The sequence below is a fragment of the Sphingomonas sp. PvP055 genome (assembly GCF_040546365.1).
In the GTDB taxonomy this organism is placed as follows: Bacteria; Pseudomonadota; Alphaproteobacteria; order Sphingomonadales; family Sphingomonadaceae; genus Sphingomonas; species Sphingomonas echinoides_A.
In genome coordinates, this window is the sequence record NZ_JBEPNS010000001.1 from 3,644,235 (window position 1) to 3,670,573 (window position 26,339).

Sequence of the window (26,339 nt, forward strand, 5' to 3'; positions counted from 1 at the left end):
GGATGAGGGGACTTACAACAGGGTCGGCTGATCGCCGACGGGACCGACATACGCCTTGCCGCCGCCACGCTCAACCTTGGCGTCGACCTCGCCATCGCGGAAGTGGAGCGTTACGGCCCCTGCCGCGCGCGCCGCCGCCGCCGATCCGACGACCGCGCCGCCTGCCGCCGCGCGAGTCGAGACGAACGCATAGCCCCGGTCGAGGATGCTGTTCGGCCCGAGCGACTGGACGAGCCGCCATGCCGCCGCGGTGCGATCGCGCGCGCGTTCGAGCTGGCGTTCGAGCGTCGCGAGCCGCAACGCCCCCGCCGACCGGTCGAGCTGCCCGCGCGCCAGCGTCACGCGGCGTTCGAGACCGCGGTCGAGCCGCGCGCCGACGTCGTCCGCGCGCTGGCGTTGCGGGCCGAGCAGCGCGTCGCGCTTGGGCAGCACGCGGACGAGAGCGGTCAGTTGCTCGCGTCCGCGGTCGTGATAGCGCCGCGCGCATTTGCCGGTGCGCTGACCATAGCTTGCGATCGTCAGGCGCAGGTCTTCGAGGACCGGCACCGCGATCTCGGCAGCGGCGGTCGGCGTTGGCGCGCGACGATCGGCGGCGAAGTCGGCGAGCGTGGTGTCCGTCTCGTGCCCGATCGCCGAGATCGTCGGGATGGTGCACGCGGCGAGCGCGCGGACGACGACTTCCTCGTTGAACGCCCACAGATCCTCGATCGACCCGCCGCCGCGCGCGACGATGACGAGGTCGGGCCGCGTCTCGGGGGGCATCGCATCGAATCCTCGGATCGCGGCGGCGACTTCCTCAGCCGCGCCCGCGCCCTGCACCTTGACCGGCCACACCAGCACATGCGTCGGGCAGCGATCCTCGAGCCGGTGGAGGATATCGCGGATCACCGCGCCGGTCGGCGAGGTGACGACGCCGATCGTCCGCGGCAGGAACGGGAGCGATTGTTTGCGATCCGCCGAGAACAGCCCCTCCGCGGCGAGCTTGGCCTTGAGCTTCTCAAGCAGCGCCATCAGCGCGCCTTCGCCGGCCAATTCCATCCGGTCGATGATGATCTGGTACTTCGAGCGCCCCGGATAGGTCGTGATCCGGCCCGAGACGATCACCTCCGCGCCGTCCTGCGGCTGGAACCCGAGCGCGGCGACCTGCCCCTTCCAGATGACGCCGTCGAGCACCGCGCTGTCGTCCTTGAGGCTCAGATACGCATGGCCCGAGGCAACGCGCTTGTAGCCCGAGATTTCGCCGCGAAGCCGGACGCTGCCGAACTCGCTTTCGACCGCGCGCTTTAGCTTGCCCGCGAATTCGCCGACGCTCATGACCGAATTGCCTGGTGCGCCCGCTGCCGAGGGGCCGTTGTCGGCAGCACCGTCCCCCGCTAGGAGGCGGGCCGCGGCGTCAAAAAGAGGGTCCGACATGAATATCCTACTGATCGGATCGGGTGGACGCGAACATGCGCTGGCCTGGAAGCTCGCGCAGTCCCCGCTGTGCGATACGCTGTTTGCCGCGCCGGGCAACCCGGGGATTGCGGAACACGCGACGCTCGTCCCGCTCGACGTGCGCGACCATGCGGCGAGCGTTGCGTTTTGCACGACCAATGCGATCGCGCTGATCGTCATCGGGCCGGAAGCGCCGCTGGTCGACGGGCTCGGTGATTCGCTGCGGGCGGCAGGGTTTGCGGTGTTCGGGCCGGACAAGGCCGCTGCGCAGCTCGAAGGGTCCAAGGCGTTCACCAAGGCACTGTGCGACCACGCGCACATCCCGACTGCACGCTATGCGCACGTGAAGTCGCTCGACGAGGGGCTGGCGAGCCTGGGCGCGTTCCTGCTGCCAGTGGTGGTCAAGGCGGATGGCCTCGCGGCGGGCAAGGGCGTGACGGTTGCCGCCACCCGCGCCGAGGCCGAAGCGGCGCTGGGCGACCTGTTCGCCGAAGCGGGCGGCGAAGCGGTGATCGAGGAATTCCTCGACGGCGAGGAAGCGAGCCTGTTCGTGCTGACCGATGGCAAAGCGCTCCTCCCCTTCGGTTCCGCGCAGGATCACAAGCGCGTCGGCGAGGGCGACATTGGTCCCAATACCGGCGGGATGGGCGCGTACAGCCCGGCGCGCGTGCTCACTCCAGAACTGGAGGCGCGCGCCCTCGACGAGATCGTCCGGCCCACCGTGGCGGCGATGGCGGCGGCGGGGACGCCGTTTTCGGGCGTGCTGTACGCTGGGCTGATGCTGACCGCGGACGGCCCCAAGCTGATCGAATATAACGCGCGCTTCGGCGACCCCGAATGCCAGGTGCTGATGGCGCGGCTCGAATCGGACCTCGTGCCGATCCTGCTCGCGGTCGCGCAGGGCACGCTTGCCGACCACGGTGCCGCGCATTGGCGCGATGCGGTTGCACTGACCGTGGTGATTGCCGCGAACGGATATCCGGGGACGCCCGAGGCCGGGAGCGCAATCGACGGGATCGCCGAGGCCGAAGCGACCGGCGCGATCGTGTTCCAGGCTGGTACGCGGGCCGCGGCAGGCGGAATCGTTGCGTCTGGGGGCCGCGTACTCGCAGTGACCGGGTTGGGTGATACGATCGGCGCGGCGCGTGACGCGGCGTATCGCGGCGTCGACGCGATCGCCTTTCCCGGCGGTTTCTGCCGCCGCGACATCGGCTGGCGCGAGATTGCGCGCGCGGGCAACTGAGCGCCCGTTTTCGCGCGACGCCAAGGGTTGGCGTGCGCTACGACGATCCACTGTATTGAGGAGTAACCGATGGCCGCCACGCCCGAAAACCCGAACCAGGCGATCGACTTCATGATGCCGATCACCACGGCGCACGTCGCGCTGATGGTCGTGCTCGCCGTACTGGCAGTGGCGACGATCGTTTGGGGCAGCATCCTCCTCCGCCGTCGCAAGGACGCCGCGAAACAGGTCGAACGCAATTTCGAGATCGCGGAAGCGAACGGCGCCACCCACGAGCCGACCGTCTCGCCGGACGGCACGCAGGTCACGACGCTGTCGGAGGACGTGGCCGAGCAGCCTGTGCCATCGCCCGCGCCGCGCACGGTGGCCCCTGCTCCGACTCCGGCAGCCCCCCCGCCCCCTGCCCCGCGCGCCGCGCCGACACCCGATCCGTTACCGACGCCCGCGCCAGTGTTTCAGCCGACCACGGACAACCCCGCGGCGACCGGGCTGACGCAGATCAAGGGGCTCGGCCCCAAGCTTGCCGTGACGCTCGCCGATTTCGGGATCACCCACGTCGACCAGATCGCCGCACTGAGCCCCGCAGAAGCCGAGACGCTCGATGCGAAGCTCGGCGCCTTCCGCGGCCGGATGGCGCGGGATCGCTGGATCGAACAGGCCAAGTTGCTCAGCGCAGGGGACCGCGCGGGGTATGAGGCGCAGTTCGGGAAATTGGGGGGCTGAAAGCGCTCCACCCTGCGGCGCTTCTGAAAGCCCGGGGTTACCAACGCGGTCTTCTGGAGCTCTGGGTTCCTACCTTTTACAGGAACACGGCGCTACCCGACTTCGCTGACCAGCAGCTTGTCGATCCGGCGGCCATCGAGATCGACCACCTCGAACTTCCACCCCTGTTCGACGAAGCTTTCGCCCTCGCCCGGCAGGTGGCGGAACACCGCCAGCGCGAGGCCAGCGACCGTCGCATAATCGCGGTCCTCGGGCAGATCGATCCCCAGCCGCTCGGCCAACGCATCGACCGCCATCTGCCCTGCGACCAGCAGCGACCCGTCATCGCGGGTCACCACCGAGGGCGCTTCCTCGGGGTCCGAATCGGACGCGAACTCGCCCGCGATCGCGGCGAGCAAGTCGGCCGGAGTCACGATCCCCTCGAAATGCCCGTATTCGTCGTGGATCAGCGCCATCGGCACTTCCGCCTGCCGCAGCGCGTCGAGCGCGTCCATCGCGTCGATCTGGTCGAGCACGACCGGCGCCTGACGCATCAGCGCGCGCACGTCGAGCGGCTGGCCCTTGAACAGCGCCACCGCAATGTCGCGCGCCTGTACCACGCCGATCACGGTATCGACCGACCCCTCCGCAACCGGCAGGCGGCTGTGCGACGCGGTCATCAGCGCCGCGCGGATGCCCATCTCGTCGAGCGTCGCGTCGATCCATTCGATGTCGGTACGCGGCGTCATCACCTCGCGCACCGGGCGATCCGCGAGCCGAACGACACCCGAGATGATCGAGCGCTCATGCTCCTCGATCACGCCCGACTTGGACGCCTCGGCGACGATCAGGTGGAGTTCCTCGGCGGTGACGTGCTCCTCGGTCTCGCGCTTCAGCCGCATCAGGCGAAACAGCAGGCCGGACGACGAATCGAGCAGCCACACCACTGGTGCGGTCGCCCAGGCGAGCCACAGCAGCGGCCCCGCCATGATCGCGGCGATCGGTTCCGGCGCGCGCAGCGCGATTTGCTTGGGGACGAGTTCGCCGATCACCAGCGAGGCATAGGTCGTGATTCCAATCACTAACGCGAAGCCGATCGTCTGCGTCAGCTCGGTGCCGAGCCCCAGGAACTGGAGTCGTGCGCCGACGGGCCCGCCCAGGCTCGCCCCCGAATAGGCACCCGACAGGATACCGATCAGCGTGATCCCGATCTGCGTCGTCGACAGGAATTTACCGGGGTCGGACGCCAGGGTCAGCGCAACGCGTGCGCCGCGCTTTCCGCTACGGGCCATCGCGTCGAGCCGCGCCTTGCGCGCGGAAACGATGGCAAGTTCGGACATGGCGAAAACGCCGTTGAGCAGGATAAGCGCGAAAATGATCGCGACGTCGATCCAGGGAAAGGGGGGAAGTGGGTGCATGGCGCACGACGTCCTTTGCGCGATTTGCGCGATTGCACAACCGTTCTGCTGCGACGAGTCGCGTTTCGCTACGGTCTGGACACCCAATCAGCGCCGATTGCCGAAGAAACCGCGCAATAATGTCGCGGCCTCGCTCTCCCCGATGCCGGGAAAAATTTCGGGCCGGTGATGGATCGTGGGTTGCGTGAAGATCCTCGGCCCATGTTCGATCGCGCCACCCTTGGGATCGCTCGCCCCGTAATAGAGTCGCGCGATCCGCGCATGGGCGATCGCGCCAGCGCACATCGCACAGGGTTCGAGCGTAACCCACAAGTCGCAGTCATCGAGCCGCTCGTTGCCGATCGCCATTGCCGCCGCGCGAATCGCCAGGATCTCGGCGTGCGCGGTCGGATCGTGGAGCGTGCGGGGGGCATTGGCCGCCGTCGCGATGATCTCGCCGCGCCGCAGGACGACCGCGCCGACAGGCACCTCCCCCGCCTCCGCCGCCTGCGCCGCGGCGTCGAGCGCGGCGCGCATGGCGGGAGGGAGCAGCAGAGAAGCGATCGACATCCGGTCTTCCTGCCCGATTGGCGAGCGCCGAACCAGAGCCTCGCAGGCCCTCTGCACGGCTTATTGCGTGGTTACCGTATTGCTGTTCGCATCGGCCGGCTTGTTGACCTTGAGAGTCGGCACCGAAATCGTCTTGGTGGTCGTTCCGACCGTGGGAACTTCGACCGACTTGTTCGCCGTACCGAATTCGACCGTCGCCATCTTCGCCTCAACCTCGGGCGCCTTGCCGCCCTGAACACTCACCGATGGCAACGCGCCGGCGAACGTATCGATCTTCAACATGCCGAGCGAGACGAGCGCAACCACGACCAATGCCGCGATCCCCACCAAAGCCAATAAAAAGCGCATCCTACTCTCCCCAAACGCCCTGACATTCGAACCGTTACCGTAACCAAACGCGGTTTGCGCGCGGAAGGTTGCATCGCTCCGAGCGGGTCGGGGGACGCCGCGATGTTGCAGTAAAAAGGCTGAATCGGTTGACGGGCCCCGGCGCTTTCGGTAAGCGCGCCCCCTTCTAGGGGTTCGTCATGGGCCCCACCGGACATTCAGGAATTTACGATGTCGCGTATTTGCGAACTGACCGGCAAGGGCCGGATGGTGGGAAACAACGTCTCCCACGCCAACAACAAGACCAAGCGCACGTTCCTGCCGAATTTGCAGAACGTCACGCTGATGTCTGATGCGCTGGGCACCAGCATCAAGCTGCGCGTCTCGGCACACGGCCTGCGCTCGGTCGAGCACGTCGGCGGTCTCGACAATTGGCTGGTCAAGACGACCAACGACAAGCTGTCGCTGCGCTGCCGTCGCCTCAAGCGCGACGTTTCCAAGAAGCTCGTCGCTGCACAGGCTCCTGCGGCGTAAGCCTCAGTTCCGGTCGCCGCGTGCGACCGGATCCAGTCTGAACTTCAGCAGCAGGCTGCGCTGCACCGGCAACTGGTTATCGTCCGAGACGAGCCAGATGACGGTGGCGCGGCCTTCTTGCGTTGCGGTCACCCCTTCGAAATTGTCGTGGATCAGCGGGGCCTCCAGCGTCCCGATCTCGCGTCCGCGAACCTGCGCGCCCGGCTTCACGTCGGCCGGGTCGACGATCGTCAGCACGTTGGAGAAGCGGAACCACGAGAAGCGTCGGTTGAGAATCAGCCAGCGCCCGTCGGGGAGTAGCGTCATGTCGCTCGGGCTGCTGTCCTTGGGCGGGATATAGTCGAATCGGAACCCGCGCCGTGGATCGACCGTAGGGTCGCCCGCGAAGACGATCCCTGCCCGACCCTTGTGTCCCCGCCACGGCTTGACCTCTCCGATCGTGACCATCCCCCCGCGGGGAAGCAGCATCATCGCTTCCGGCCCCATATTGTCGGGCCACCCGCGCATCGCCGGCGGCGCGACGTGCGCCTCGGCGTGGGTAAAGCTTGGATCGTAGCGCCAGAACGCATTCTCATTCTCGAACCCGACCCAGATCGCGCCGCTCTGCGGATCGACGCTCATCGATTCGCTGTCGCGATCGCGTTTCTCCCAGCCGGTGGCGGGGCCGTCGGGCAACTCGGCGAAGCTCTGTTCGTGGACCTGCCACTGCGAATCGAGCCGGAAACGGACGATATCGCCGCTGTCGCTCAGCAAGGTGAACCGATCGCCCGCTAGCGACAGAGACGAGAATCCCCCGAATTGCGGGTCGCGGCTCTTGAGTCGAACGCCACCCAGATAGACCAGATCGCCGACTCGTCGACGCTGCGGCGCACGCGGGTCAAGCGCGACAGGCTCGACGACGAAGCTGGGATCAGGGCCGAGCAGCGGGATGCGCGCATGTCCACTCCATTCGGGGACGAACAGCGCGAACAGCAAGGCACAGATCAAGAAACGCACCGACAGCCCCTGCGGGACGCTTCCGGACGACGCAACCGGCTTTCTCGCCTGAACGGACGCTAACAACCGCATTCAGGCTCGTATCAGCGCGACTCGCTCATATCGGCAGCATCGGAACACACCACACCGAGAGGGAGACGACGATGTTCAAGAAGCTCATGCTCGCCACGACGACGATGGCCATCGCCGTTTCCGGCTTGGCCGCAACCCCCGCCAGCGCGCAGCGCTATTACGATCGCGGCGACGCGTACGCTTATGATCGCGCCTATCGCGACGGGTACAATCGCGACGACGGGTATCGCGAGGTCTACCGCGGTGGATATCGCGACGATCGTCGCGGCTATTATGAGGATCGTCGTGGCTATGACGACGGCGGTTACAATGACCGGCGCTATTATAACACGTCTCGCAACCGCTGCCGCAGCGGTGACAGCGGCACGATCATCGGCGCGATCGCGGGTGGCTTGCTCGGCAACGTCGTAGCCGGACGCGGCGACCGGACGCTGGGCACGGTGCTCGGGGCCGGTGGCGGCGCCCTCGCGGGCCGCGCGATCGATCGCGACGGACGACCGGGCTATTGCCGTTGATCGGCTGACGTTTTCACCAGTTTCCCCCTGTAGCGTATCGGGGGAACGGGGCCGGCGCTTCTTAAGAAGGGTCGGCCCCGAAATTACTCTCCCAATTCGTACCTGTCGCTCTCCCTAAGGAAAGCCGGTTCGCAGAAGTCTTTTACCGGTCCCGCCGCCCCAAGAGCCGCAACCGCAGCGCGTTCAGCTTGATGAACCCGGCGGCATCGCGCTGGTCATACGCGCCCTGGTCGTCCTCGAACGTGACGACCTTCTCCGAATAGAGCGACTGCGGCGACTTGCGGCCGGTGACGTTGACCGACCCCTTGTACAACTTGAGCCGGACGGTCCCCTCGACCTTCGCTTGGCTGTGGTCGATCGCCGCCTGCAGCATCTCGCGCTCCGGCGAGAACCAGAAGCCGTTGTAGAGCAGCTCCGCATAGCGCGGCATCAGCTCGTCCTTGAGATGTGCAGCACCCCGATCCAGCGTGATCTGCTCGATCCCGCGATGCGCGAGGTGATAGATCGTGCCGCCCGGCGTCTCGTACATCCCGCGCGACTTCATGCCGACGAAGCGATTCTCGACCAGATCGAGCCGCCCGATGCCATGCTTGCGGCCAAGCTCGTTGAGCGCTTCCAGCAGCGTCGCGGGCGACATGCCTACGCCGTTGAGCGCGACGCCGTCGCCACGCTCGAAATCGATCGTGATCGTCTCCGGCTGGTCGGGCGCGTCCTCGGGGTTGACCGTGCGCGAATAGACATAGTCCGGCACCTCGTCCCACGGGTTCTCGAGCACGAGCCCTTCCGACGAGGTGTGGAGCATGTTCGCGTCGGTCGAAAACGGTGCCTCGCCACGCTTGTTGTGCGGGATTTCGATCTGGTGCTGCTCGGCCCATTCGATCAGCCGGGTGCGGCTGGTCAGGTCCCACTCGCGCCACGGTGCGATCACCTTGATGTCGGGTGCGAGCGCATAATAGCCGAGCTCGAAGCGGACCTGATCGTTGCCCTTGCCGGTCGCGCCGTGGCTGACCGCATCTGCGCCGACCATCCGCGCGATCTCGATCTGGCGCTTGGCGATCAGCGGCCGCGCGATCGACGTGCCGAGCAGGTACAGCCCCTCGTACAGCGCATTGGCGCGCATCATCGGGAAGACGTAGTCCTTGACGAACTCTTCGCGCAGATCGTCGATGAAGATGTGCTCGGGCTTGACGCCGGCCTGCTGCGCCTTGCGGCGCGCTGGCTCGAGCTCCTCGCCCTGCCCGAGGTCGGCGGTGAAGGTGACGACCTCGCATTGATAGGTCTGCTGCAACCACTTGAGGATGACGCTGGTGTCGAGGCCGCCCGAATAGGCGAGGACGACCCGGTTGATTTTGTCAGTCACAGGCAGGATCCTTCAAGTTCGGCTGCCCCCTATGCGAGGGGGCGGGAGGGTGCAACGGGCTAGCCGCGAAAAGCGCGCTCGGTCTCGATCATGTAATCGCGCGTGATCGGGAGGACGTGGCGGTTCTTTGCGAACTGGATCTGATAGTTGACCATCCCGCCGAAGTGGAAGGCGGCGCCCGCCCCCGCCAGATAGAATTGCCACATCCGGTAGAACGGCTCGTCGTACAGCGCGATGATCTGCTCGCGCGCGGCGACGGTGCGGTCGTACCAGTCGTCGAGCGTATAGCCATAGTGCAGCCGCAGCACCTCGACGTCGGTGACCATGAAGCGCAGCCCTTCGTTCGCCGAGATGATCTCGGACAAGGCCGGATTATAGCCGCCGGGGAAGATGTACTTGGTCGTCCACTTGTCGGTCACGCCGGGCCCGCCCGCGCGGCCGATCGTGTGGAGCAGCATCACGCCGTCCTCGGTCAGCAAGTCGCGGCACTGGCGGAAGAAGGTCTTGTAATGCGCCGGACCGACATGCTCGAACATGCCGACCGAAACGATCCGGTCGAACGTGCCGGTCAGGTGGCGATAGTCGATCAGCTCGAACTTGACGCGATCGGCGACCCCCGCCTCCTGCGCGCGCCGCCGCGCGACCTTGAGCTGTTCCTCGGAAAGCGTGACACCGAGCACATCCGCGCCGGTATGCTGATGCAGATACAGCGCCATCCCGCCCCAGCCGCAGCCGATGTCGAGCACCGTCATCCCCGGCTCGAGCGCGAGCTTGGCGGCGATATGCGCCTTCTTGTCGCTTTGCGCCTGCTCCAGGCTGTTGCCCGGGCTCGCATAATAGGCGCAGCTATACTGGCGGTCTTTGTCGAGGAAGAGATCGTAAAGGCGATCGGACAGATCGTAGTGATGCGCGACGTTGCGCTTCGAGCGGCGCGCCATGTTCACGCGCTCGATCCGGTGGGTCACCGCCTGGATCGCGCGGCGCATCGGCGATGCGGCAAGGCCGTTCGCGCCCGCTTCCCACGGGTCGTTCGCGGTCAGCAGCCGGACGAGGTCGCGGACGTCACCCTGCTCTACCACGAGCCGGCCATTCATATAGGCTTCGCCCGCGCCGAGGCCGGGATCGCGGACGATCGCGGCGGCAGCGCCGGCATCGGTGAAGCGAATGGTTACGTCCGGGAAGCGCGGATCCGCAGTTCCGAAGCGAACGGTCTTTCCATCGGCATGATGTACGGTGAGCGTGCCACGCTTTACGCGCCTGGCGAGAAACAAGTCGATAAGGGCCATGTGCGGCCCATTAACGCCTCATATGCCCGCATACCAATCGTAATCGACATTATCCTCCCAATAACCGCCCTTACCGAGGCCGATCCCGGTGAGCGAGGCCACCGCATCGATCGCCATGACGTATTTGGCGTGCTTGTAGCCGAGCTGGCGCTCCAGTCGCAGCCGCACCGGCGCACCGTGCCCGACGTCGAGAAGCTGGTCGTTCATCCCCCACGCCAGGATCGTCTGCGGGTGGAAAGCGTCGATCAGGTCGATCGACTCGTAATAGTTCGCGCCCGAGTAGAGATCCGCGCAGGTGAAGACGATGTAGCGTGCTGAGTCCTTCACCCCGGCTGCCTTGAGCACGCTGCCGAGCATCGGCCCGTGCCACTTGCCGATCGCGCTCCAGCCCTCGACGCAATCGTGCCGGGTGATCTGGGTGCGCGCGGGCATCGCCATCAGTTGCGCGTGCGAGATCGCGAGCGGTCGCGTGACGAGGCCGCCGACCTTGAGCCGCCAGCTGGCGAACTTGTCCGCGACCATCGCGGCATATTCGGGCGTGCCGGGGTTGCTGGTGCCGTTGGTGCGGAAGAAGGGCGACATCTGATCGACGCGGTATTCGGGCGCGAGGCTGTGCCGGTTCGACAGCGCGCGCTGCAGCCCCATGTTGAGCTTCTCGCCCGAGAACAGGATCTTCCGTGCCGCAGGCAGCTCTGCGACGCGGTCGCACCCGGCGAGCAAAGCGCCGGTGCCGAGCGCGGCAGTCGTTACCAGCGCGCGACGGGTGATCAGGCTGCTCATGCTGCGTCCTCACGCTTGTCGTGGCCGGGGATGCGCCACCAGCCGGTAATCATCGAGCGCGTTTCGGGCCACGCCCCAGCCAGGATGACGAGCGCGAGATGGACGATGATGAACAGCACCACCCCCACCATCGCGATGAAATGCACCGAGCGCGCAGACGCGCGCCCCCCCATCAGATCGAGCAGCCACGGCCACGCCGCATCCATGCCAGGCGACAGCGCCAGCCCCGACAGGATCATTGCCGGCAGCAGCACGAAGATCGTCAGCACATACGCCAGCTTCTGGAAGATATTACGCGCATTGGGCTGCTTCGGATCATGGAAGCGCAGTGCGGCATGCTCCTTCGCGTCGTACCAGAGATGCGCAGGCGTCAGTTCGCGCGCGCGGATCCGGAAGTCGCGCTGGAAGTGGCGGTTGAGCAAGCTGGAAACCATGTAGAACAGCAGACCGAACCCGAGCACCAGCGCGAACAGGAGATGCCAGCGCCGCGCAATCGCAAGATTATAGCCCGCCGGGATCGTCAGCCACGACGGCGCACGTACGGTGTGCAGCCAGGCGTGGTCCGCATTCGCGCCGAACTGCCCCCAATAGAGATGCGGATGCGCGTTGAGGATGGTCAGCCCGCTGCCGATCATGATGAAGATCGTGATCGCGGAAACCCAGTGCCAGATTCGCGTTGTCAGCCGGTGCCGATAGACCGGCGTGGCCGTACCGGGCGGGGGGATGTCGGGGGAGCGGGTTGCGTCGGTCATGCAGGTGCCTATTCGTGCGGTCGGCGGCGGTGCTTCCCTCTACCGCGATTCCGTTGCTTCGCCCACCGCAAACCACGCCTCCGAGGATAACGCCATGTCGGACCACGATTTTTATGAACCCAAGGATGGCCATGCGGGCATTCCCGGGCTCCGCCATGATCCGCTCAACGCGATCATCGCGCCGCGCCCGATCGGCTGGATCAGCACGCTTGCGGAAGACGGGACGCGCAACCTCGCGCCATACAGCTTCTTCAACCTGTTCAATTATCGCCCGCCGATCATCGGCTTCTCGTCGATGGGGTGGAAGGACAGCGCGGCCAACATCACCGCGACGGGCGAATTCGTGTGGAACCTCGTCACGCGCGATCTGGGCGACGCGATGAACGCGAGCGCAGCGACCGTCGGCCCCGAGGTGGACGAGTTCGATCTGGCGACGCTTGCCACGGCACCCGCGCGGCTGGTCAAACCGCCACGTGTCGCATCAAGCCCGGTCGCGTTCGAATGCCGCCACACGCAAACGTTGCGGTTGACCACCAAGGAGGGCGACGCTCTCGACCAGTGGATGATCCTGGGCGAAGTGATCGGCATCCACATCGCCCCGAACCTGATCGCGGATGGGGCGTATCAGACCGCGGCGGCGCATCCCATTTTGCGCGGGGGCGGCCCGGGTGACTATTTTGAGATCGGGGAGGACGCGTTGTTCAAGATGCGGCGGCCGGGGTGAGGCGCCGGCGCCCCTCAAAAGTCTTAAAAGTGCGCGCTTGGCCGTTCTATGATTTGGCTTTAAGGCTTTAAGGCGATGAATATATCGCTTCCTACCGTTCAGTTCGGAACGGATATCTCCGAGTGTGATCGCGAGCCGATCCACATTCCCGGCAGCATCCAGCCCCATGGCTTATTGCTCATCGTAACCGCCGCCGATCAGCGCGTTGTTGCGGGTGCGGGCAGGTTGGAGACGGTATTCGGGGAGGATTGGCTGGGACAGACCGTCACCGCGCTGCTAGGCGAAGGCGCTTCCCAGTTGCTCGGTGATTCGGTTCGACCGGTGTGCGTGTTCAGCGAGGTCGCCACGGCGGGTTGGGAGGGCGCCGCGCATCGCGATGGAGATCGCTGGCTGATCGAGCTCGAACCGTCCGATGCACACAGTGCTACCGATATTCTCAGCTGGATCGACGATGTCGGAGTCAGCTTCGAGCGGTCGGGCGGCTTGATCGAACTGTGCGAGCGCGCGGCGAAGAACTTTCGCAGCCTGATCGGGTTCGACCGGGTGATGATCTACCGGTTCCTCGATGATGATTCCGGCGTGGTCATCGCGGAGGATGCCGCGCCCGGTCTCGCCAGTTATCTCAACCATCACTTTCCCGCGTCCGACATCCCGCAGCAGGCGCGCGCGCTGTATTTGCGCAACCGCGTGCGGGTGATTCCCGACGTCGATTACCAGCCCGATCCGATCCGCCCCGCCGTCGAGGCTGGGGTGGACCTGAGCGATGTCGAACTGCGCAGCGTTTCGCCGATCCACATCCAGTATCTCAAGAACATGGGCGTTGCCGCTTCCGCGTCGATCTCGATCGTCAAGGATGGCGTGCTGTGGGGCCTGGTGGCCTGTCACCACATGGCGCCGCGGCACTTGAGCGCGCCGACACGGCGCGCGGCCGCTTTGGTGGCGGGCGGGCTCGCGCGTCAAATCACCGCCAAGGAACAGGCCGACGATTACCGTGAGCGCCTGCGGATTCGTGCCGACGAGGACGTGATCGCCGCGCATCTGGCGAGCGACACAGACCCGGCGCATCTGTTCAAGACGGCGGGTGCGGATCTGCGGCGGATGTTCGAAGCCGATGGCTTCGCGATCATCGACGGAGACACCATTCATGTCGACGGAGCAACTCCCGAGCAGGATCAGATCCTGCAGGTTGCCGGCTGGTTTCGCCAGAAGGGCGTCGAGCCGTTCCACACCGACAGCCTGTCGACGCTTTTCCCGGCCGCCGCCGCCTATCGCGAACGCGCGAGCGGGCTGCTCGCGATCACCCTGTCGTTCCAGACGCCAACCATCCTGATGTGGTTCCGGGCGGAAGAGAAGCAGGTCGTCGAATGGGCAGGCAATCCGCACAAGGCGGTCAACCTGCAACCGGGCGAGAAGCTGACGCCGCGGGCATCGTTTGATTCGTGGTCGCAGGTCGTGCTCGGCAAGGCACGGCGGTGGTCGCATACGGAAATCGAGGCGGCGCGCCGGTTGCTCGGTCGACTGTACGATGCGCGGCAGAACCGCCGTATCCGTGACCTGGCGGACAATCTCAGCATCGCGGTCGCCGACAAGGATCGTCTGATCGCGCAACAGGAGACCTTGCTGAAGGAGGTCAACCACCGCGTCCAGAACAGCTTGCAACTGGTGATGGCGTTTCTCGCGCTGCAAGGCCGCGCCAGCGAGGACCCTGCCCTGACCGCGCACTTGACCGAGGCGCAGCGGCGCCTGTCGGCGGTCGCGCTGGTCCATCGGCGTCTCTACACCGACGATAACGTCCAATCGATCGACCTTTCGCGCTACCTGTCCGACCTGATCGTCGACCTCAAGGGGTCGATGGGTGCGGAATGGGAGAACCAGTTCGTGCTGGATCTCGCCCCCGTCACGATCGCGGCGGACGATGCGGTCCAGGTCGGGCTGGTGCTGGTCGAACTTATCATCAACGCACAGAAATACGCTTATGGCGGCGCGCCGGGACAGATCTTCGTGACGCTGGAACAGCATCGCGCGCGTTTCCGGCTGATCGTAGCGGATGCGGGCCGCGGCAAGACCGGCACGCGCAAGGGCTTTGGGACGCGGATGCTCGACTCGATGGTCCGGAGGCTGAGCGGCACGCTTGAAGTCACCGACAATCTTCCCGGTGTCCGGACCGTGCTGACCGCCCCCATCACCCATCCGCGCAGTCCCGCGGAAACGATTGCGAATGGCACATATCAATGAGCATGGATCAAGCCAGCGGCGTACCGGCAGACGGCGCGTTCGATGAGCCCAGCGACGATCTGATCGGTCGCCCCGGGGAACGCCACTGGAAACAGAGCACGATTACCGACCCGTCACTGGAGAAGCGCGGCGGCATCTTCTTCGCCGCGATCGAGATGACGCGGATGCCGATGGTTCTCACCAATCCGAGGATGACGGATAATCCGATCGTGTTTGCAAACAACGCGTTCCTGGATCTTACCGGATACGATCAGGACGAAGTGGTCGGTCGCAATTGTCGCTTCCTGCAAGGCCCGCTGACCGATCGCGCCGTCGTCGCGCAGTTGCGCACTGCGGTCGCCGAACGCCGCGCGATCAGCCTTGAAATCCTCAATTACCGCCGCGACGGCTCGCCCTTCTGGAACGGGGTCTTCCTTGGGCCGGTTTATGACGAAGCGGGCGAACTGCTGTATTTCTTCGCGAGCCAGTTGGACGTGAGCCGCCGCAAGGAGGCCGAAACCAATGCCATGCAGAGCCAGAAGATGGAGTCGATCGGGCAATTGACCGCCGGTCTGGCGCATGATTTCAACAATCTGCTTCAGGTGGTCAACGGCAGCCTGGAGCTGATGGCGGCGAAGCGCGAGGACCAGCGTGCCTTCAAGCGCTATCACGAGGCAGCGCTGACCGCCGCGCAGCGCGGCACCAAGCTCACGGCGCAGTTGCTGTCCTTCGCACGCCGCAGCCGCCTGGAGCCCCGCCAGGTCGAGATTTCGAGCTTGGTGTCCGAAATCGCGGAGTTGCTCGAATCAACCGTCGGGTCGCGCGTCGATCTGCAACTGAATCTGCGCCGCCGCCTCCCCGCGATTCAGGTCGACCCGGTCCATTTCGAAACCGCGCTGATCAACGTGGTCAGCAACGCGCGCGATGCCATCGAGGCGGGCGGGACGATCACGATCGCGACGTCGCTGCGGCAGATCGCTACGGACGAGATCCTCGGTCTCGCCGCTGGCAGCTACGTCCTGCTCGAAATCGCGGACAGCGGCCACGGAATGACGCAGGCCGTGCTCGACCGCGCGATCGAGCCATTCTTCACGACCAAGCCGAAAGGCGCCGGAACCGGCCTTGGGCTCGCCATGGCACAAGGGTTCGCGCAGCAATCCGACGGAGTCCTGAAGCTGAGCAGCACCGAGGGCGAAGGCACGACGGTGCGCTTTTACTTTCCAATCGCGGAGCATGACAGGCCAGTTCAGGCGCTCGAACCGGACACAACGGGGTTCCGTGCGGAGGAAGTCGACAAGGTGGACCCGCCGCTTATCCTGGTGGTCGAGGACGAAGCGGCGATCGCTTTCCTTGCGGAAGAAATCCTCAGTGACGCAGGATATGCGGTCAAGGTCGCGAACGACGCGGACGAAGGGCTGCGCCTGTTCGAGCAACTCGATCGCGAGAACGGCGTGGCGCTGGTGTTCTCGGACGTGGTGATGCCGGGACCGCGCAACGGCCTTGCGCTCGCGCACGAGATCCGCGGGCGGAACCCCAAGGTTCCGATCCTGATGACGACCGGCTATAACGACGAGATGTCGATCAATGGCCCGCAACCCGAAGCGCTCGACGTGCTCGGCAAACCGTATCGCAAGGAGGAGCTGGTCGAACGCGTACAGGCGGCGTTGCGCCGACGCGCCGGCCCCGCGCATCAGCGTTCCGACTTCGGCCACGCGCTGGGATGATCCGGAACACGCCGCGAAGACGTTCGATATGGTAAATCCGTCAGCGGCGGTTCCAGTCGCCAGTCATCTGCGCACCATCACGCGCGCCGCGCACGACACGGTCGATGCCGCGTTCAGCCAGTTGGATCTTGCTGATCGGGGAGATTACGCACGGTTTCTGCTGGCGCACGCCGCGGCGACCGCTGCCGTCGAGGCGGTCCTGTCGGGCGACCCGACGCTCCCGCGGTGGCGGTCGCGCCTGGCGCTGCTGCAGAACGACCTCGCCACGCTGGAGCTCGCGCCCCCGTCCCCGCTGCCGTTCGACCCCGGTGGTACGTCGGCTGCGCGCTTGGGTGCGCTTTACGTTCTCGAGGGATCGCGGCTGGGGGGCGCGGTGCTCGTCAAACGCGTATATCCGGGTGCGCCGACGGCTTTCCTGTCCGCGCGCCACGATCCGGGTGAATGGCGCGCCTTTCTGCGTGCGATGGACGAGCGTGGCGTCGGGCAGACGCCCGACTGGCTCGACACGGTCGCGTGCGGTGCGTCCGCCTGTTTCGCGTTGTACACGGCGTCTTCGCAGGCGCTCCCGGTTCCGCACTGACGATCGCCGTCGGGCTCGCCGCGCTCAATAATTCCACTGCAATTGCGTCCGGATCACGTCCCCCTCGGCGCGACCGGTGCGCCGTTCATCCGCCTCGCTGCGCTGCATGTGCGCATAAGCGAGCGTCAGTTCCAGCGCGGGCACCGGCTGGAACTCGATCCCGAGCTCGACTTCATCGGTCTCCAGCCTTGGCGCGTTGGTCAACGCCTTCCACCCGCCGCGATACCGTTGCCACCGGGCATAGGGCATGAACGGACCCACCGGGGACCGTCGCACGCGCGCCATCGTCTGCACGTACCCCCCGTTCAGCGGAAGCGAGCGGATCGCTCCGCGCGCGACGTCGTATTCGGGGCCGCGCCCCCAGTTCCATTCCGCCTGGAAGCCCAACGGTTGCGGGTACAGGATTGCATGGATTCCGCCGCGCACCTCGCGATAGGTAATGCTGCTCGTCCCACCACTACGAATCTCCGGCTCGATCCCGTTCTGCAGCGCCGCTCCACCGACTTCGAGCACCTGCCCCGCAAATCCGGCGCCGAGTCCGTCGAGCGCGAACGGCCACGTCCCCATCGCGACCGTCATCACGCCGTCGTTGGTTTCGGTCCGGTTGATGCCCTGTCCGTTGAAGACGCCGACGCCGAACGCCCCGTAATTGCCGAACAGTTTCTGGCCGTCGTCCTCGAGACGGTCCCAGATTCGGGCGACCTGCGGCGGGGTGTAATAGGCGATCACCCCGATGTCGCGCTCACCCGGCACTGCGCTATTGATCCCGTCGCTGCGATCGAGCGTCAGGCGGTTGGACGAGGACTGCATGTTCTCCCAACCGAACGGCACCTTGGACTGGCCGACCCGCAGCCGGAACCGCTTGTCGCGGTCGAGGAAGGTATCGACATACGCGTCGCGCAGCTGGACGAACCCCTCGCGCCGCTCGCCGCCCGACTGGTTGCTGATGCTGTTGGCGAAATCCGGCTGAAAATAGAAGGATACCCGATCGCTCAAATCGCCCTGCAGGATCAGCCGGATGCGCCGGAACGTGAAGTTGGTATCGTCGCCGATCCCGCTGTCGCCAACCGAGCGCAACCGCGACACGCCATCGGGCGCGCGGCGATCCCCGCTGACGATTTCGTTGAACCGCACCTGGGTGTAGCCGCGGATCCCGATCCGGTCGTACCAATGCGGTTTGGCGGGCTTCGCCACGGCAGCGACCGCAGATGCCGGTTGCTCCGCGCGGGGTGCAGCCGGCGCGGCGATCGGGGCCGGTACCGCCGCGACGCTTGCGGGCGGCATGGGCGCTGGTCCGGGTGACGCCTTGCCTTTCTGCGCGGCTTTCATCTCGGCGATCGTCGCCTTGAGTTCGTCGATCTGTGCCTGCAATTCCTGCACCGTCTGCGCTGGCGCCCCCTCAAGCGGGAGGATCGAGCAGGCAGCGCCGAACGAGGCGGATAAAAATCGTCGTTGCACGGATCATACTCTCGGATCGTCGACGCTGCAGGCGGCACGGCACCGCCCCTGATCGCCGCTGCGGACCCCGAACACGGGCCGCCGATCACCCCGCCATTGCCGCAGGATCAGGACCTCGGCAAGATCCCGCCGCCGTGCCGATCCACTCGTATGCGCCGGAAATCCGTCAGTGCTGCGGCATTCGCGGCAGCCCGAGCGGAGGGTGGCAAGCCAACACCAGCAGCAGACCTCAATGCGTCGTGCACCCCCTTGCCCTGCGCCGTCGTGCGGGCGACAACGGCGGTCGTCTGGGGAGTATCATCATGCGCCGTCGTACCTTTATCGCGTCCTTGCCCGCGGCCGCCCTCCTGCTGCCGGGCGTCGCGCAGGGACAAAGCGGCAAGACCAGCACCGATCCCGCGCCCGGCCCCGGCCAGGGTGCCGCACCGCCAACCGACCCCAACCCCACCGTCTGGATGCCCGGCGAGGAACGCTTCCTCCGCCCCGACGTCCACGCCGGCGACCGCCCGATCGGCGCGAGCTTCGCCTCGCGCACCGCCGTCTACGGGCTCAACGGCGCAGCGGGGACCGCGCATCCGCTCGCGACGCAGGCGGGGATCGACATCCTGAAAGCGGGCGGCTCCGCGGTCGATGCGGCGATCGCGATCAACGCGTGCCTCGGCTTCCTCGAACCGACGTCGAGCGGGATCGGCGGGGACGCCTATGCGATGATCTGGGACCCCAAGCGCAAGGCGGTGGTCGGTCTCGCCGGATCGGGAGCGTCGCCGCGCGGCCTCAGCCTGGAGACGGTGCGGTCGCGCGCGAAGAACGGCGCACTTCCGCCGCTCGGCGCGCTCAGCGTGTCGGTGCCGGGGACGGTCGATGCGTGGTGGACGATGCACCAGCGCTACGGAAAGCTGCCGTGGGCGGCGCTGTTCCAGCCCGCGATCGCGCTGGCGGAAGCGGGTGCGCCGGTGCCCGACATCATCGCCTATTACATCCGCCGCAGCATGGCCGCGTTCCGTCGCCCCGGGAACGGGCTGGAGGAATCGCAGAACGCGCTGCGGACGTACGGCCTCGCAGACGGCAAGGGCCCCGCGGCGGGCGGCGTGTTCCGCAACCCCGACCTCGCGCGCACCTATCGTGCGATCGCCAGCGGCGGGCGCGATGCCTTCTACCAGGGCGACATCGCGCAGAAGATCGAACGCTATTTCAAGCGGATCGGCGGATGGCTGTCGGCGGCGGACCTCGCCGCACACCATTCGGAATGGATCGCGCCCAGCACCACCGACTATCGAGGCACCACCGTCCACGCGCTCGGCGCGAACACGCAGGGGCTGGCGACGCTCCAGATGCTCAACATCCTCGAACGGTTCGACCTGAAGCGCGCAGGGTTCCAGTCTGCGCTGTCGATCCACCTGCAAGCCGAGGCCAAGCGCCTCGCCTATGAAGATCGCGCGCGATACTATGCCGATCCGCACTTCGCCAAGGTGCCGGTCGAGTGGCTGATCTCGAAGGACTATGCCGCACAGCGCGCCAAGCTGATCCGACCCGACCGGCTGCTGACCCCGGTCTATCCGGGCCAGGCCCCGAGCCACGGCGACACCACCTATTTCAGCTGCGCGGACAAGGACGGCATGATGGTGTCGATGATCCAGTCCAATTTCCGCGGGATGGGATCGGGCCTCGTCGCGGATGGCCTGGGCTTCATGTTCCAGGATCGCGGGCAATTGTTCAGCCTCAAGGACGGGCACCCGAACATCTATGCGCCGGGCAAGCGCCCGTTCCAGACGATCATCCCGGGCTTCGCGACGCGCGGCAACACGCCGTGGATGAGCTTCGGCGTGATGGGCGGCGACATGCAGCCGCAGGGGCAGACCCAGATCATCGTCAACCGCGTGGATTACGGGCTCGAGATCCAGTCGGCGGGCGATTCGCCGCGCTGGCATCACGAGGGATCGTCGCAATCGATGGGCGAGGATACGCCCGGGCTCGGGCCCACGGGGCTGCTCCGGCTCGAAACCGGCGTGCCGGTCGCGACCCGCCAGCGTCTCGCCGACATGGGCTGGAAAATCGGGGAGCCGGATGGCGGCTTCGGGCGCTACGAATGCGTCGAGCATCGGATGGACGGCGACACCCGCGTCTATGCCGCGGCGAGCGAAATGCGCGCCGACGGCTGCGCGCTGGCGTATTGAGGATCTGACGATGCGCCTGTTCCTGCTCGCCGCGCTTGCGCTGGCGTCTCCCGTTGCTGCCGAAACCTATGAGTTGAAGGCGACCCCGCAGACGGTCGCCTGGGGGCATTACGATGCCGCCGACGCGCCGGTGCTGACGATCAAGTCGGGCGATACGGTGGTGATGCACACGCTGCTGACCAACAGCCCGACGGGTCTCGAAAAGGCCGGGGTCGCGCCCGCCGACATTGAGCCGGCCTTGCGAGCGGTGTTCGACGGCGTGCCCGCCGCGAAGCGCGGTCCGGGTGGGCATATCCTGACCGGGCCGATCGCGATCGAAGGGGCCGAACCCGGCGACACGCTCGAAGTCCGCATCCGCAAGATCGATCTGGCGATCCCTTATGCGTATAACGCGTTCCGCTACGGCGCGGGGTTCCTGACCGACGATTTCCCGTATGCGCGGATGAAGATCGTCCCGCTCGACCTCAAGCGGATGGTCGGCAAGTTCGGTCCTGGGATCGAGGTGCCGCTCGCGCCCTTCTTCGGCAGCATGGGGGTCGCGCCGCCGCCCTCCTTCGGGCGCTACGATTCCGCGCCGCCGACGATCAACGGCGGCAATATGGACGACAAGGCGCTGGTCGCGGGGACGACACTGTTCCTGCCGGTCCATGTCCGCGGGGCGCTGTTCCAGGCGGGCGACGGGCACGCCGCGCAGGGCAATGGCGAAGTCGACATCACCGCGCTCGAAACATCGCTGACCGGCACGTTCGAGTTCATCCTCCACAAGCGCGTGCCCACGCCCTACCCGCGCGCCGAAACGCCGACCGCCTATATCGCGATGGGGTTCGACGACGATCTGAGCAACGCGACGCGCAAGGCGCTGCGCAACATGATCGACTTCCTCGTCGCGGCGAAAGGCATGACGCGCGACGACGCCTATATGCTGATCAGCGTCGCGGGGGATGTCGAAATCACCGAACTGGTCGACCGCAACAAGGGTGTCCACGTCGTCCTGCCCAAGGCGCTGTTCGTCAAACGCTGACGCCGGCCCTGTGGCCTGCCATCGCTTTGCGAGCGAGCAGATCGCCGTACAGCCGGTGATAGTCCGCCGCCATGCGGTCCGCCGAGAACCGCTTCAGCACGTCCGCGCGGCAGGCGGTGCGGTCGATCCGGCCGATCTGACCGATCGCGGCGACCGCCTGTTCGGCGGTATCGACGACGAACCCGGTCTCGCCGTCGCGGACGATGTCCGCCATCGACCCGCGTCGGAACGCGATCACCGGGGTTCCGCACGCTAGCGCCTCGACCACCGAAAGCCCGAATGGCTCTTCGAAATCAATCAGATGGAGCAAGGCCATCGCCGACCCGAGCGCCGCCAGCCGATCCGCGCCGCCGAGCGGCCCGTCGTAGCGTACCGTGACCCCGTCGATATGCGGGCGAACCTCCTCCTCGAAGTAGCGCTGGTCCTGGACGATCCCCGCAATCCGCAACGGCACCCCCGCCGCTTTCGCCACCCGGATCGCGACAGCCGTCCCCTTGTCCGGATGAATCCGCCCAAAAAAGAGCAGTTCCCGCACCGGTTTCGCGCCGAACGGGAACGTTTCGACCTGGATTCCGTGCGGAATGGTCGCGGAATAGCGCAATTCCGGGCTGCGATCGGTCGTGCTGATCGCGACATAGTCGACGTCGTGCTGATATTCGCGCAGCATCGGCAGGATCCGTTCGGACGGCATCCCGTGGACCGTCGTAACGATCGGCGTGGCGATCATCCGGCTGAACGCGAGCGGGACGAAATCGGCCTGATTGTGGATGATGTCGAACCGGTCAGCCCGCTCCATCACATGCGCGACGTGGCGCATCTCCCAGACCTTCGCATCGATCGCGGGATCGTCGTTATACGGGCGTGGCACGACACCGGCGAGCGTGCCCGACGTGACACTGTCGAGCGTCGCGAACAGCGTCACGTCCACGCCGCGCGCAACGAGCGCTTCGGTCAGGACGCTCGTCGCGAGTTCCCATGGGCCGTAATGGTGCGGCGGCGTGCGCCACGCGATCGGCGCGAGCATCGCGACGCGGATCGGCACGGGCGTCTTCACGGGGTCAGCAGCGGACATAGGATTGCACCCGCCAGCGTCCGGTTCGCACGTCCCCCGCCGCGCGCCATTCGACGCCGGTGTCCGCCAGGAACCGCGCGTGGATCTGCGCAGCATGTTGCACGAAGTCCGGATAGTCGACGCGGTGGTGCGCCAGGATCAGCCGCCCGCCGCGGCGCAGCGCCACGGCGATGTCGCGCGCGACGTGCCGCATCGCGCGTGGGGAAAGGTAATAGAGCACTTCTGCAACCACCGCGGCGTCGTACACAGCGGCCGGAAACCGACCGGGCAGCACCAGCCGGCGAACCCGCACGTGCGGGGCATCCCCAACCGCGCGGCGCACCAGATCGACGCCACTCTGCGTCCCCTCGGTCGCATCGAAGCGGAGCGCGCGCCGCGCCAGCGCCACGCTGTTCGATCCATTCCCGGCGGCAAGCTCGAGGACACGGCCGGTCGGCCCAGCCCCCAGGCCGTGCAGGATCGCGCCGCGCTTGTGCACTTCGTCGCGGTTGGTGAAGGTGCTCCACGGATCGGCATTCGCGGCAAACTTCTGCTCGAACCCGGCCAGGTCGATCGGTTTCATCGGCTTGCCTCGCGGTAGCGTTCCACGGGGTGAGCGAAAGCGGCGAGTTCGTTCCGCGCAATCGTGAACCCACCCGGATCGTCGGTGATCATCCCGAACTGGCTGCGATACCGCAGGATCGCACCCCGCTTCGCCGCAGCCCCGACGCCGAGCGGGAACGCGTGCGTTGCAGGGCGCGCGCGGGTCTGCCGGTTGGGCCACACCAGATATTCCAGCCGCCGGATCGCGGGGCAGTCGGCGGCGACGGCGGCCACCACGCGGTGATCGGGATGATCGTCGTCGCGCGCGGGCATGACGAGCAGGTCGTGCCCGCGCGTCTGCGCGAGCGCGCGGGCTAAAGCGCGCCGAACCGCACCGCCACCGGCCGTCAGCCCGCCGTCCGGCAGTGCGAGGAAGCGAACGTCGTTCGCGCCGATCCCGATTCCGCGCAGCACCGCGCGCGTCTCGCGACGCCGCGTCGCCACCAGCCGTGTGCGGGGCCATTTCCGGCTGCCCGGATGCGATCCCGCACCGTCGGTCACGATGATCACGCGCACCCGTGCTCCCCGGCGCTTGAGCAGGCGCATCAGGCCGAAGGCGCCGATCGCCTCGTCGTCGGGATGCGGCGCGACGATCAGCGCGCTCCGGACACCGTGAAGCCGTAGCGCCTTCACAGATCCGGCACCAGCACCGCATCGACCGCCGCCTGCCCGACTCGCATGCGCTGCGCATCGGGTGCCGGCTGGCGGAGATAGACCATCAGATTGGTCATCGCCGCCGACAGCGGATGCGCGACGAACATCCCCGACACGCCGACCGTCTGCTGTGCGAGCGTGATCGCGTGCTCGGCGGCGGCGGCGACCGCGAGCCGCGCCGCAGCGACGCGCTCGACGAAGCCGGGTTCTGGCCAGGTCGCGGCGACCGCGCGCACCGCATCCGCCGCCGCTTCCGCCGTGCCGTACAGCTCGGCGATCCGTCCGAGCTGGTGCGGGTCGCCGCCGCGCCCCGTGGCCAGGAGGTGGTTGCGGACGTGATCGAATACGCCCGCGACACCACCGGCATGGCACGCGACGAAGCGCAGCGCACCCCCGCTGAAGAAAGGTTCGCGGACGTAATCGCCGGGCGCCCCAATCGTCCGGAAGCTGGCGGGAGCCGCGCCGTTCCAGCGGACGACATGCGTTTGCGAGCGCTCCATGCCCACCACGTTCCACCACGTGCGATCAATCTCGGGCGCGGAGGCGGCGAGATCGACCAGGAGCATCCGATGCCCCTCCGGCGTATCGGCCCCGGCGATCGCATGCGTCAGGATTCCGGCCCCCGAAGCGAAGCTCTTGCCACCGTACAGACGTCCGTCGGTGACCCGCAGCGGTTCGCCGACCAGCGCCGCGTTCCATACGCCGAACAGTGCCCCGCTTCCGGCCGACGCGAGGACACGGTCTGCAGCTGCGGGGTCGTCGTAGCGCTGGATGATCTGCAGCGCGTCGACGTGCCCCTCGACCAGTCGCGCAAGCGGCAGGTCGTGCCGTCCGATCCGGTAGAGGAAGCGCAGCAGCGCGAGCATTTCCCCCGGATCCCGTGGATCCCCCGCCACCGGCACCAAGCCATGCAGCGTGCGCAAGGCGCGTCCCATCGCCGGATTGTCCGTCCCCGTGGTCGACAAAAGCATATCGAGCGGATCTGGTGGCCCGCTCATGCCGCTGCTCCCCCGTGACGCGCCAGCAGCGCGGCCAGCGCGGCTTCCGCAGTGGGAAGATCGACCAGCCGCTCGCCGCCGGGAATGTCGGGCACCACCTGCATCGCAAAGCCCTCGGCATTCGGTGCGGCGGATGCCGCGGCGTGCACCTCTTCCTCCGATCGCCCGACTGCTGCTGCCAACACCGAGGCGGCGGTGTCGACGTCCGACCATCCGGCACGCGCCACGGCGTGACGCGCATAGCGCCACGCGACGTCTTCGGGATGCGCCATCCGCGCTGATGCCCCGCCGGTCCGGTCCATGTCGCGCAGATGATCCGCGAGGCCGCCGCGCGCACGCCCGTCGCGCCGGGCCGACGTCTCCACGCGAACCGCACCGTCGCGGCGGACGCGGAGGCCAAGCCGGTGCGCCGTATCCACCAACCGCGCATCTTCCCCGGCCGGCACGGGCTCGAACCCGCCGAGCGCCCGATAGGTCTCGGCCGAACACGCGAGGCTCGCGGCGCTGGTATAGTGATGCGGCTGCGCGCTTTCCCACGGCAGCGGATCGAGCACCCGCCGCAACCGGGCGAGGCCGTCGTAATAGGCTTCGATCCGGTCCTGCGCCGGACTCGGAATGCCGCCGCTTCGGTCGATCCGGCCGACGACCACGTCCGCCATTTCCAGCGCCGCCAGGTTTGCCGCCACCCAATCCGGGGCTGGCACCGAATCCGCATCGGTGGACAGCAAGATGCCATCCGGCCCGACCGTCTCGATTCCCAAGTCCATCGCAGCGGCGCGCGCTCGTCCTGCATTGGGCGCTGAATCGGCGACGCTTTTCCGCGTCACGATCTCGAAGGGAACGCCGTTGCAATGCGCCGCAACGATCGCCTCGCTGTCATCGGTACAGGTATCGAGCAGCAGGCACAGCACGAACGCATTTGGGTCATCCTGCGCCGTCAGGGCCTTCAAGAACCGCGGAAGAAGGGCCGCTTCATTCCGCGCGGGGACGCAGATGGCCGTGGCGGACGTCTCCCGGTGTCGGCGCTCCTCTGGATTGCCCGACGCCAGTGCACGGCGGGACGTCGCGTTGCGCGCATCGAGCAAAGGTATCGGCAGGTTGGTCTCGCTTTCGGGGTACAAACGCAGTGCACCCCGAAAGGATCACAGCCGCTTGAAAGTTCGATGGGAG

Annotated in this window: 25 protein-coding genes; 10 read left to right on the forward strand and 15 right to left on the reverse strand. The window is 66.7% G+C overall.

All coding sequences use genetic code 11. The features are described 5' to 3' along the window. Positions 1-12 precede the first annotated feature (12 nt). Positions 13-1,413, reverse strand: a complete 1,401-nt coding sequence (gene xseA, locus ABIC16_RS17095) for an exodeoxyribonuclease VII large subunit (protein WP_354291982.1) — start codon at positions 1,411-1,413, stop codon at positions 13-15. On the opposite strand from xseA, the gene purD reads away from it, so the two are divergent. Further along, positions 1,412-2,677 (forward strand): phosphoribosylamine--glycine ligase, encoded by a 1,266-nt coding sequence (gene purD, locus ABIC16_RS17100; protein WP_354291983.1) that lies wholly within the window; start codon positions 1,412-1,414, stop codon positions 2,675-2,677. The two genes, xseA and purD, sit on opposite strands and share 2 nt — an antisense overlap. Positions 2,678-2,746: 69 nt before the next feature. After that, positions 2,747-3,400 (forward strand): helix-hairpin-helix domain-containing protein, encoded by a 654-nt coding sequence (locus ABIC16_RS17105; RefSeq protein WP_354291984.1) that lies wholly within the window; start codon positions 2,747-2,749, stop codon positions 3,398-3,400. A 92-nt stretch (positions 3,401-3,492) separates the two neighbouring features. On the opposite strand, the gene ABIC16_RS17110 is transcribed toward ABIC16_RS17105, so the two are convergent. From ABIC16_RS17110 to ABIC16_RS17120, 3 genes are all read right to left on the reverse strand, one after another. Beyond that, positions 3,493-4,797: a hemolysin family protein gene (locus tag ABIC16_RS17110; protein WP_354291985.1), complete on the reverse strand. Its 1,305-nt coding sequence runs from the start codon at positions 4,795-4,797 to the stop codon at positions 3,493-3,495. An 87-nt stretch (positions 4,798-4,884) separates the two neighbouring features. Continuing rightward, positions 4,885-5,313, reverse strand: a complete 429-nt coding sequence (locus tag ABIC16_RS17115) for a nucleoside deaminase (protein WP_354292371.1) — start codon at positions 5,311-5,313, stop codon at positions 4,885-4,887. A gap of 93 nt (positions 5,314-5,406) precedes the next feature. Next, positions 5,407-5,694 carry a hypothetical protein gene (locus ABIC16_RS17120; protein WP_354291986.1) on the reverse strand — a complete coding sequence of 96 codons (288 nt, stop codon included), beginning with the start codon at positions 5,692-5,694 and terminating at the stop codon, positions 5,407-5,409. 210 nt (positions 5,695-5,904) lie between these two features. On the opposite strand from ABIC16_RS17120, the gene rpmB reads away from it, so the two are divergent. Then, positions 5,905-6,207 carry a 50S ribosomal protein L28 gene (gene rpmB, locus ABIC16_RS17125; RefSeq protein ID WP_277967866.1) on the forward strand — a complete coding sequence of 101 codons (303 nt, stop codon included), beginning with the start codon at positions 5,905-5,907 and terminating at the stop codon, positions 6,205-6,207. 3 nt (positions 6,208-6,210) lie between these two features. On the opposite strand, the gene ABIC16_RS17130 is transcribed toward rpmB, so the two are convergent. Continuing rightward, the gene (locus ABIC16_RS17130) at positions 6,211-7,203 is read right to left on the reverse strand and encodes an esterase-like activity of phytase family protein (protein ID WP_354291987.1); all 993 of its coding nucleotides are present in this window, start codon (positions 7,201-7,203) and stop codon (positions 6,211-6,213) included. Between the two features lie 143 nt (positions 7,204-7,346). Here ABIC16_RS17130 and ABIC16_RS17135 point away from each other — a divergent pair, with 143 nt between their 5' ends. Next, entirely contained in the window at positions 7,347-7,790 is a 444-nt protein-coding gene (locus tag ABIC16_RS17135; RefSeq protein ID WP_354291988.1) for a glycine zipper 2TM domain-containing protein, read from the forward strand. Between the two features lie 142 nt (positions 7,791-7,932). Here the strand turns inward: ABIC16_RS17135 and ABIC16_RS17140 are convergent, their stop codons facing one another. From ABIC16_RS17140 to ABIC16_RS17155, 4 genes are read right to left on the reverse strand one after another with little or no spacing between them, the layout of a single operon-like run. Beyond that, on the reverse strand, positions 7,933-9,150 hold the full coding sequence (locus ABIC16_RS17140) for an argininosuccinate synthase (protein WP_010160955.1): 1,218 nt from the start codon (positions 9,148-9,150) through the stop codon (positions 7,933-7,935). Between the two features lie 59 nt (positions 9,151-9,209). Beyond that, positions 9,210-10,436, reverse strand: a complete 1,227-nt coding sequence (locus tag ABIC16_RS17145; protein ID WP_277967871.1) for an SAM-dependent methyltransferase — start codon at positions 10,434-10,436, stop codon at positions 9,210-9,212. An 18-nt stretch (positions 10,437-10,454) separates the two neighbouring features. After that, positions 10,455-11,216, reverse strand: coding sequence for a molybdopterin-dependent oxidoreductase (locus tag ABIC16_RS17150; protein ID WP_354291989.1), 762 nt, complete (start codon positions 11,214-11,216; stop codon positions 10,455-10,457). Continuing rightward, on the reverse strand, positions 11,213-11,968 hold the full coding sequence (locus ABIC16_RS17155; protein ID WP_354291990.1) for a cytochrome b/b6 domain-containing protein: 756 nt from the start codon (positions 11,966-11,968) through the stop codon (positions 11,213-11,215). Before ABIC16_RS17155 ends, ABIC16_RS17150 begins: the two co-directional genes overlap by 4 nt. Positions 11,969-12,062: 94 nt before the next feature. On the opposite strand from ABIC16_RS17155, the gene ABIC16_RS17160 reads away from it, so the two are divergent. The 4 genes from ABIC16_RS17160 to ABIC16_RS17175 all read left to right on the forward strand — a co-directional run bounded on the left by ABIC16_RS17160 (position 12,063) and on the right by ABIC16_RS17175 (position 17,210). Continuing rightward, positions 12,063-12,692 (forward strand): flavin reductase family protein, encoded by a 630-nt coding sequence (locus ABIC16_RS17160; RefSeq protein ID WP_354291991.1) that lies wholly within the window; start codon positions 12,063-12,065, stop codon positions 12,690-12,692. A 75-nt stretch (positions 12,693-12,767) separates the two neighbouring features. After that, entirely contained in the window at positions 12,768-14,927 is a 2,160-nt protein-coding gene (locus ABIC16_RS17165; RefSeq protein ID WP_354291992.1) for a histidine kinase dimerization/phosphoacceptor domain -containing protein, read from the forward strand. Further along, positions 14,924-16,630 carry a response regulator gene (locus tag ABIC16_RS17170; protein WP_354291993.1) on the forward strand — a complete coding sequence of 569 codons (1,707 nt, stop codon included), beginning with the start codon at positions 14,924-14,926 and terminating at the stop codon, positions 16,628-16,630. Before ABIC16_RS17165 ends, ABIC16_RS17170 begins: the two co-directional genes overlap by 4 nt. Positions 16,631-16,658: 28 nt before the next feature. Then, entirely contained in the window at positions 16,659-17,210 is a 552-nt protein-coding gene (locus ABIC16_RS17175) for a biliverdin-producing heme oxygenase (protein ID WP_354291994.1), read from the forward strand. A 24-nt stretch (positions 17,211-17,234) separates the two neighbouring features. On the opposite strand, the gene ABIC16_RS17180 is transcribed toward ABIC16_RS17175, so the two are convergent. Further along, positions 17,235-18,668 (reverse strand): porin, encoded by a 1,434-nt coding sequence (locus ABIC16_RS17180; protein ID WP_354291995.1) that lies wholly within the window; start codon positions 18,666-18,668, stop codon positions 17,235-17,237. Between the two features lie 302 nt (positions 18,669-18,970). Between ABIC16_RS17180 and ABIC16_RS17185 the strand changes: the two genes are divergently transcribed. Both ABIC16_RS17185 and ABIC16_RS17190 read left to right on the forward strand, forming a co-directional pair. Beyond that, complete coding sequence (locus ABIC16_RS17185; RefSeq protein ID WP_354291996.1) at positions 18,971-20,842, forward strand: gamma-glutamyltransferase family protein; 1,872 nt, start codon at positions 18,971-18,973, stop codon at positions 20,840-20,842. A 10-nt stretch (positions 20,843-20,852) separates the two neighbouring features. After that, a complete protein-coding gene (locus ABIC16_RS17190; protein WP_277967880.1) occupies positions 20,853-21,863 on the forward strand; it encodes an acetamidase/formamidase family protein in 1,011 nt (336 codons plus the stop codon). On the opposite strand, the gene ABIC16_RS17195 is transcribed toward ABIC16_RS17190, so the two are convergent. Genes ABIC16_RS17195 through ABIC16_RS17215 form a run of 5 tightly spaced genes read right to left on the reverse strand, consistent with a single transcriptional unit; the run spans position 21,853 to position 26,218 of the window. After that, on the reverse strand, positions 21,853-22,935 hold the full coding sequence (locus tag ABIC16_RS17195; protein ID WP_354291997.1) for a glycosyltransferase family 4 protein: 1,083 nt from the start codon (positions 22,933-22,935) through the stop codon (positions 21,853-21,855). The genes ABIC16_RS17190 and ABIC16_RS17195 overlap by 11 nt on opposite strands. Next, on the reverse strand, positions 22,922-23,497 hold the full coding sequence (locus ABIC16_RS17200) for a class I SAM-dependent methyltransferase (protein WP_354291998.1): 576 nt from the start codon (positions 23,495-23,497) through the stop codon (positions 22,922-22,924). The genes ABIC16_RS17195 and ABIC16_RS17200 overlap by 14 nt, the downstream gene beginning before the upstream one ends. After that, positions 23,494-24,150: a PIG-L deacetylase family protein gene (locus tag ABIC16_RS17205; protein ID WP_354291999.1), complete on the reverse strand. Its 657-nt coding sequence runs from the start codon at positions 24,148-24,150 to the stop codon at positions 23,494-23,496. Before ABIC16_RS17205 ends, ABIC16_RS17200 begins: the two co-directional genes overlap by 4 nt. After that, complete coding sequence (locus ABIC16_RS17210) at positions 24,147-25,169, reverse strand: acyl-CoA dehydrogenase (protein ID WP_354292000.1); 1,023 nt, start codon at positions 25,167-25,169, stop codon at positions 24,147-24,149. The genes ABIC16_RS17205 and ABIC16_RS17210 overlap by 4 nt, the downstream gene beginning before the upstream one ends. Continuing rightward, on the reverse strand, positions 25,166-26,218 hold the full coding sequence (locus tag ABIC16_RS17215) for a glycosyltransferase family 2 protein (protein ID WP_354292372.1): 1,053 nt from the start codon (positions 26,216-26,218) through the stop codon (positions 25,166-25,168). The genes ABIC16_RS17210 and ABIC16_RS17215 overlap by 4 nt, the downstream gene beginning before the upstream one ends. Positions 26,219-26,339: the final 121 nt, after the last annotated feature.